Source organism: Flagellimonas sp. 2504JD4-2, assembly GCF_053642935.1.
The window spans coordinates 919931-928783 of sequence record NZ_JBSIOV010000001.1 but is presented as its reverse complement, the minus strand read 5'-3'; the positions used below and the strand labels follow the sequence as shown (position 1 = coordinate 928783).

Annotated in this window: 6 protein-coding genes; all 6 read right to left on the bottom strand. The window is 43.0% G+C overall.

Going from position 1 to position 8853, the window contains the following annotated elements; translation table 11 throughout:
• A partial coding sequence (locus ACULLH_RS04250; RefSeq protein ID WP_454087483.1) for a hypothetical protein occupies positions 1 to 2859 on the bottom strand: 2859 nt, incomplete at its 3' end.
• 289 nt (positions 2860 to 3148) lie between these two features.
• The gene (locus ACULLH_RS04245; RefSeq protein WP_454087482.1) at positions 3149 to 4327 is read right to left on the bottom strand and encodes a Gfo/Idh/MocA family protein; all 1179 of its coding nucleotides are present in this window, start codon (positions 4325 to 4327) and stop codon (positions 3149 to 3151) included.
• Between the two features lie 2 nt (positions 4328 to 4329).
• Complete coding sequence (locus tag ACULLH_RS04240; RefSeq protein WP_454087481.1) at positions 4330 to 5661, bottom strand: Gfo/Idh/MocA family protein; 1332 nt, start codon at positions 5659 to 5661, stop codon at positions 4330 to 4332.
• A gap of 10 nt (positions 5662 to 5671) precedes the next feature.
• A complete protein-coding gene (locus tag ACULLH_RS04235; protein ID WP_454087952.1) occupies positions 5672 to 7012 on the bottom strand; it encodes a 3-keto-disaccharide hydrolase in 1341 nt (446 codons plus the stop codon).
• Between the two features lie 70 nt (positions 7013 to 7082).
• Positions 7083 to 8387: a TRAP transporter large permease gene (locus tag ACULLH_RS04230; protein ID WP_454087480.1), complete on the bottom strand. Its 1305-nt coding sequence runs from the start codon at positions 8385 to 8387 to the stop codon at positions 7083 to 7085.
• Positions 8387 to 8851 carry a TRAP transporter small permease gene (locus ACULLH_RS04225; RefSeq protein ID WP_454087479.1) on the bottom strand — a complete coding sequence of 155 codons (465 nt, stop codon included), beginning with the start codon at positions 8849 to 8851 and terminating at the stop codon, positions 8387 to 8389. Before ACULLH_RS04225 ends, ACULLH_RS04230 begins: the two co-directional genes overlap by 1 nt.
• Between the last annotated feature and the right edge of the window lie 2 nt (positions 8852 to 8853).

The following is an 8853-nucleotide window of genomic DNA, read 5'->3' as shown; positions in this document are numbered from 1 at the left end:
GCTTATCACATCACCGGCAGAGTACGCAGTGCCCGTGCCGCCGGGGCCGCCGAAGTAGTTTCCGTTGGTCAGCGCAGGGAGCGTATAGGAGTCGCAGGACTCAACATTGGCGGGAGCGTCGGCAAGCGGCGTCACATTGATCGTCACATCGAAGCTGTTCTCCACATCGGGACAGGAGCCCGTGCCCGCACTGTACACATAGAGCGTCGTGCTGGTGCTTATCACATCACCGGCAGAGTACGCAGTGCCCGTGCCGCCGGGGCCGCCGAAGTAGTTTCCGTTGGTCAGCGCAGGGAGCGTATAGGAGTCGCAGGACTCAACATTGGCGGGAGCGTCGGCGAAAGGCTGGACATGATTGGTGATAACCACATCGTCTGTGCTCATACAGCTGCCGTTGGTTATCGTCCACCTAAGGGTCGCACTGTCCCCAAGGGCAAGGCCCGTGACAGTGGTCGTCTCGCTGGCGGGGGTCGTTATCGTTGCCGTACCGAGGACCAAACTCCAGCTTCCCGTGCCCACGGTCGGCGCGTTCGCCGCCATGGTGAAGTTCCCGTTGTTGCACTGTGCGATGTCGGGACCGGCCGCCGCAACGGTCGCTTGTGCGTCTATACTAACGGTGACTGTTGCAGAGTCATTTGGACATATAGGATTAACAGCTGTTACTGTATATGTAAAGTCATAGTTCCCAACAGTTATACCTGTAAAATCTACATTAGTAGGGTCAGTAAGGTCAACACCCGTGAAGTTATCGTCGCTCCAGCTACCGCCAGCGTCGGCCCCGCCAAGGCTAGCAAAGAGATCAACTGAAGTATCATTCTCACAAATGTTTATAGAATTATTTGATCCGGCATTTGGGGTTGTGTAAACCTGTATGGTTTGTTGTACATCAGTAAAGTTCCCCGAGGTATCCGTTATTCTGTAGGTACGGGTAATTGTCTCTGGGTTTATAAGTCCATCCGAAACATCTCCTTGATGTGTTACCGTATCCACCTCACAATTATCATCTAGATTATAAACATCGGTGGTGTCTACCGCTGGTATCGAATCACAAACAACAACATTATCAATGGTTCCAGTTGGAGGAGTAATATCTGGGGAATGTACTATGGTAAAGACCTCTTCATCCTCAAAGTTTACATTGTCAAAATAGACAATACTATTACCAACATCTATGCTTGCAGCTTCAATATAGGTTATTGGGCCATCAGTAAAATCACCATTGCCATCAGTATCTATTGCCAGATAAACTGGACATATGATGTCCGATCCCGAAAGTTCAACCCTTACGCTTACCCCATATATTGGTGTTTCTCCGCCTGAAGTATTTTTTTGTACTTTCCACTCCCTAGCAATTCTTTCGGTTGGAGTAAAAACTACCGGACCTGGAAGAAGAAGTCCAGTACTGGGAAGCTCAGTAACTGTAGACGTTAAAGAAGCGCGGTCACTGGCCCATAAAAGGTAGTTATGGTCATAGTCGCGTCCATCTCCATCAATATGTGGTCTTATGCTATCATCATCCCGTACATCTCTATCGTCTCCCGATATAAAATCGGGACCTGTGGATATGGTGACAATTGCATCGGTATTTACACTCTTGGAAATTCTTTGATCTAGGTTGTAGCGAAGTTTTATCTCGTCACCTCCTCCTATGTTCACATCATCATGTCTATCTACGCCAATTCCTGCAATATCAAACCTATACTGTATGTGCGGTGCCCAGATTACCGTGCCATCGGCCGCTAGGTAGCTATATGAATCATTTCCGTTGCTACTTCCGAGGCCTCCAAGTCGTGCTAATGTTATACCATATTTTATGGCCAAATAACTTTCTGCCTTAATAATTTCATTGGGATAACTAGTAAGCGCATCATCTACCAAAAGAATTTCAGCAATCTGGCCTGTAAGGTTCCTATTTGCATCATTACTATTAAAATGCCTCCCTATGCTATTAAAATAAAAGAAGGAATCTCCAGCATCATTCCCACTGTATATTAAATCGATATCATGTAAACCATTGACCCAAGTATCCAATTCATCATCCCCTGCACTATAATTCCTTGTAAAAACCCCAATAGTAGGTTCGTTGTTCAAATCGATGCCCCCTGATTGAAAATAACTTTGATTGGTGCCGCCATCCCTCCAAGTTCTCCCTATTGAGAACCGGTTACCATCTGATATGCCCAAGGATAAGTTGGTATTGGCAGCAGTGTACGAATCCATATCACCTCCAAACAACAGGCGCTGGGTATCGGCAGAGTTTCCAGCTCCCTGACCGCGAAAAACGATAAAAACGGTAATGTCATTCCTTGTACTAGATCTAAAATGAAGTGCCTGCCCGACACCTCCATTATCCGAACCATCAAATTCGATTACCGGATTAAAGTTCATTTCATTTCTTTGAAGTGTTGGGTTTCCCGCTGGAGCAATTAAACCGAGGTTTATATAAGAGCCAGCAGAATACTCAAACCCAGGATCGGTTGCCGCAGGATATTCATTAGGATACGCAGGAGCGTTTGGATAGTGTAACGGATTGGTAGGATACCTATAAGCATCCTGAGGGGTAAAATCCACAAGATCAGACCAATACTCTACAACCGTGCCATCAGTCGGAGAGAATGGCGTGAGTAAATACAGGTTACTTGGACTATAAGGTAATGATTGCGCATTCACAGCCCTGTCCGCCGCAAACCAGGTATCACATTCTATATCCTGTCCAAGAACAGTATACGATGAGCTTATCAGAAAAAACAATAAACATACGCCCTTAACTCCTCGGGGCCATAAGGTGGAATGGAACAAATGTTCCTTTCTTTCCAAAAAAAGAATTGACAATACACTAAAAAGTAATTGTTGGATCATAGGCTAAGATTTTGGGTTTAGGGACAAAAACCGATTGGGTAGTTTTTATCCATATTAAAAAAAGCAATAAAGGCCGGGAGTGGGTTTGCGGAATTAACGAATGCCTTATATCAATTGACCAATGCTTAAAATCAAGGCACGGATTTTACGGTATGTTCCTCTAAAACAATAATTTAATAGGAAAAATATGTCAATAAATTACTTTGGCTTTAAACTTTTATCCATAAAAAAAATCCAGCTAAAGCTGGATTTTTCTAACTTATTTATACATGGGATTCATCCCAAAGTTTTACATCAGTCCTTCTTTCCAATTAACTACATTTCCCGAATACAGCGCATCCAGGCCCATTTGTACGCATATTGCCGCTTTCGCTCCACTGATGACATTGGACTTTGGCGTCGTGTTACTTAAAATGCTGTCCCTAAAATCCAGTAATGCTTGTTTACTTGGATCTAAATGTTCTACTTCAATAGGTACTCCTTTATCTTGATCCCATTTTACGGTAGCCCCTGAAACTCCATCGACCTCCCCAATCTCTTTTGGCTTTTCCCTATTTTCTGGATAGAACCAAGCTTTGGCGTAATCAATGGTTATTGTTCCCTTGTCCCCAAGAACCTTAATCAGGTAATCGTCCTTTGAATTACTGGTCAAACAGGTGAATTTTGCCCTCACACCGTTGGGATAAGTGTAGATCATATGGACATTATCAAAAGTTTCTCGGCCATCTTTCCAATAGTCGATACCGCCATCGCCAACCACCTTAATTGGAACCGCATTCAATACCCAATTGCTGAAATCCAATTGATGCGAGCATAGTTCTGCCAACAAGCCGCCGGAGAATTGTTTGTACATCCTCCAATTGATGGCCCTTTCAAGTTCAGGACTTGGAACCGGCCTACGCCAATTCCCATTTCTATTCCATTGACATTCAATTGCAGTTATCTTACCGATTTTGCCATTCTTTATTAAATCCACCACATGGGTATAGAGTCTAGAGCTATGATATTGGTGTCCGGTTTGGAAAATGTTTTTCGACGAGGAAGCTTTGGCAACTAGATTTTTTGTGGCATCGTATCCTTTTACCATAGTTTTCTCGCAGTAGACATGCTTTCCCGCATCCAAGGCGTCAAGGGCTACGTGGGAATGCTCACTAAAAGGTGTTGCTATCAAAACAGCGTCCACCTTCTTATCATCCAAAAGTGCTTTGTATTCTGAATACGCTTTTGCCTTACCCTCTACCTTCTCCATTGCATTTTGCAATCTGAAAGGAAGAACATCGCAACAGGCGGTCACTTTAAGCCCATCAATCTTGTTGATAATCGGAATAAGTCCCCCTCCTCGATCCCCTGTACCGATGACTCCAATATTGATCACTTCATTTTTTGATGGATAAAACGCCCCAGCATTCATTGCAGATATTCCTGCAACTGCCATTCCAGTTCTTGCCACAAAATCTCTTCGCTTCATTTTTATAGTTTAGGCTCCCACCCTTTTGCATATTCTCTTTTCCAACTCTTCTTCATAATGGCATCATCATTAAGCACTTTTCCCGTTTTTGTGTCCACTTCCAATGAGTGTCCGGCATCTTGCGCCATATTGCCCAAGTGACACAACATTGTTGAAATACTGGCATCGTTGATGTCCGAATTCAACGATTCATCCTTTCTAATGGCATTAAAAAAGTTACCAACATGATCAACATCCAATCCGCCAATTCCCCTAGTATTTGTAGTTGCACTTTGTGTTTTTTCAAACTCCAACTTGATAGGATTGCCAGCCAGGTCATATAATTTATAAAAATTTCTGCTTAGTTCGATGCTTCCCTTGCTTCCATAAATTGTAATTCCCCTACCTGGACGCTCAGGTTTCATGATACCTCTGCTATGCCCTGTCCAAGTGATAAACTTGTTCCCAGGGAAGGAATAAGTTACTTGTTGATTGTCCACAAATTCCCAATCATCATCATAGGTATATTTTCCACCAAAAGAAGTTACGGTTGATGGCAAATCCACTCCAAGAGCCCAACGACAAATATCAATTTCGTGGGTTCCATTGTTATGGATTTCCCCGGTACCCCAAGTTCGGAACCAGTGCCAGTTATACGGATGTACGTTATCTCTGTAATCCTCCTTTGGAGCAGGTCCTTGCCAAAGGTCCCAGTCCAAAGTCTTAGGTATGCTTATTTTATTTCCTATTCCAATCGATCCCCTATTATTGGAATAATAAGCCTCCCCCTTATACACTTCGCCTATAATTCCATTTCGAATATCCATAACTGCTTGCATAGAGGTCCTTGCCGAGCGCTGCTGATTCCCCATCTGCACCTTTTTGCCATACTTATTTTGGGCTGCAACCAGTAATTGGTTTTCATGTGGATTATGACTACAAGGTTTTTCCACATAAACGTGTTTTCCCGCTTGCATGGCCATGATGGACATTGGAGCATGCCAGTGTTCTGGAGTGGCGATAAAAACCGCATCCACATCTTTATCCTCCAAAATTTTTCGGAAATCCTTTTCAACTTTTGGAACATATCCAAGATTTTCTTGACACCATGTATTGTGTTCTTCAATGATCACATCATCAACATCACAGTTATACAGGATTTTGGCATTAAGGTCTTGATGTATTGCTATGCAATGTGCCTTAGCGCGACTTCTAACTCCAATAACCGCAACTCCAAGGCGATCATTGGCCCCTAGAATACTGGAAAAACCTGTATTGGACATTAATATTCCGCCAACCGTCAATCCAGCTGCTCCTGCTGTGGATTTTTTGATAAAATTTCTTCTTGTACCCATGATATTAGGTTTATAGTTGTTTGATTTTAATATTTCTAAAGGCCACTCTATCTCCATGGTCTTGTAATAGAATGTTTCCTTTATCAGCTTCACCAAATTGCGGCCATTTTACATACTTGCTCTCAGAAACCAATTTTCGATAGGCATCACTTTTGCGCTCATACTCCAATACCTTGACCCCGTTCAACCAATGTTCCACATGGTTGTTGTTTGAAATGATATGTGCTGTATTCCACTCACCAATCGGTTTTACATATTTATTGGTATCCGCTTGAATCAGGTCATAAAGTGAACCCACGGTTCTACTCCCCTCATGGTTCCCAAGCTTGGCATCTGGATGGCGTTCATCATCAAGAATCTGAAATTCCAATCCAATTGATGACCCGGCTCCTTTGTTCAAGTCGGTATTCACGTAGTATTTGATTCCGCTATTGGCTCCTTCGGTAATCTTGAAATCCAATTTTACCTCGAAATTGTCATATTGATTCTCCGTAACGATATCTCCACCAGCCTCAGACTCTCCTCCACCGGAAGCCAAAACAATCAACTCACCATTTTCGATGGTCCACCCTGTTTCTGGAAAATGGTCCAGTTTTGCACCTCTCCATCCTTTTGTTGTTTCACCATCCCAAAGCATGGTCCATCCAGCTTTTTCCTCATGTTGGGTCAATTGGTTTTTGGTAACTACTGGTTCCAAGGGAGACTTAGTACTGTACTTTTCCAAATCATCTGTGAGAATTCGAATGTTTTTCCAGCGTATTTCAGTTCCCGCCTTTTGCTTTTCGCCAATACTATGCACCTGTAATCCAATAAAACCTGAAGCTGTAACGTCATCAATAAGATATGCCGCCGGAACATTGTTGATCCAAGTTTTTATGGTATCCCCAATCGCTTCAATGCGATAATGGTTCCATTCATTTTGTTTGAATGCTTTTTGGGCGGCCTCATTTTTGGATAGTGGATTCAGCCATCCCCTACGTCCTTCTTCATAAACACCTGCACTCCATGCACGATCGGATGGATCTATCTCCACCTGATAACCGTGTACGCGCCCGTTGTAATAGCCAGGAATGCTATTACTCCGAATTTGTATACCTGAATTCATCGTGGAATCAACCAAATACTCCAAATCCAAAATAAAATCACCATACATTTTATCAGAGGTAAGAAAGGTATTCGGGGTATCGTGCTTTGTTGTACCTACAATGGCTTCGTCATCCACCGAATATTCGGCCGTACCACCTTTTACGGTCCATCCATCAAGGGTCTTGCCATCAAAAATAGACACCCAAGGGGTATTATCCTTTGGTTTTTGTTCGCAACTGGTTATAGTCGCCAAAACCAAAATCATGGACACCCTCAAAAGGGTAATTTGTTTGTTCTTCACTTTTCTACATTTTAAATTATTCATGTTCAATTCGTTATAAATCAAATAAATTAGGCAACCACATTGTCAACTGTGGGATATAGGTTATTAAAAACAAGGCTATGATCATCGCCAAAAACAATGGCAACAATGGTCTTATCACTTTTTGAATAGAGGTTTTTGCCACACCCACGCCCACAAAAAGTACTGACCCCACTGGCGGGGTGCACAACCCGATACAGAGATTCAAAATCATGATGATTCCGAAATGAACTGGGTCTATTCCCAACTTGGTCACCACAGGCAGGAAAATTGGTGTAAAAATGAGCACTGCAGGTGTTATGTCCATAAAAATGCCCACAAACAGCAAAATGGCATTGATAATCAGAAGCACTACAAATTTGTTATCGCTGATTCCCAGTAAAACATCACTTGTAGCTTGGGGTATATTCTCGTAGGACATGGCCCAAGACATACTAATCGATGCTGCTATCAACAACATAACAATGGCCGTGGTAAGCGATGATTCCAATAAAATGCTTGGGAGGTTTTTGAATGAGATTTCCTTATATAGAAAACCCAAGAGCAGGGAGTACAAAACTGCAATTGCCGAAGCTTCTGTGGCAGTAAATATGCCCGCAACAATTCCACCAATAACGATAAAAAGCAATAATAGACTTGGAAACGCGTCAACAAAAGTCTTTACGATCTCTGAAATACCAACGCTTCCTTTTTTGGTGTTTCCGGTATAGCCTTTTCTTTTGGCCCATATCACGGTCACTATCATTAAAAATAGTCCTGTTAAAATACCGGGTACATATCCAGCCAAAAACAATGCCGCTATGGACACTCCTCCACTGGCCAAAGAATAAACAATTAGGATATTACTTGGTGGAATTACCAAGCCGGTTGTCGCCGATGTAATGTTAACGGCCGCGCCAAATTCTTTTGAGTATCCTTCTTTTTCCATTTCGGGTCCGAGGATGCTTCCCATGGCCGATGCCGATGCCATTGCTGATCCCGCAATAGCTCCCATCAGCATAGCTGCAACAACATTGATCAGAGCAAGTCCACCAGGAAGTGCCCCTACCAAAGTCTTGGCAAAAGCAATGAGTCGATGCGCCATACCCCCTTTGTTCATCAGGTTCCCTGCCAGAATAAAAAAGGGAATTGCCAAAAGCGCAAAACTATCGAGCCCCGCTCCCATTCTTTGTGCAATGGTTGTTGTCGCCGGCAAAAAGGGAATACTAACCAGCATGGTCAACAAGGCTGAAATTGAGATACTCCATGCCACTGGAGTGCCTATGGCCAGCAAACCCAAAAAACTTATGATCAACACTAAAACCGGAATGTACTCCATCAAGCAGTAGGTTTTAAAATATCCGAAATTTTGTAATACACTATCAATAGCCCACTTATCGGAATTACAAGATAAACGTAAGCCAATGGTATTTGTAAAGCTGGTGACAATTGTTCCAAGACATAGGTGACATAGACCAATCTGCTACCTCCTACAATCATCGCTGTTAAGGCGAACAGTATTACCACTAATTTGACCGTAATGGACAACTTCCGTTGTGTGTCTTTGTCAAACTTCTGCGGCAACACATCAATGGCCACGTGCATGTCCTTACCTGATGCAAATGCGGCTCCAAGGATTCCAACCCAAATCATCAAATAGCGGGCAAGTTCATCCGTAAACGAACTTGGTGTGCCAATCACGAATCGCGTAAATACCTGCCACAATACATTCAAAACCATAACGGCCATTATTATAATCAATGCCCAACCCAATATTTTGTCTATAGCTTTTCTAATTTCCATGG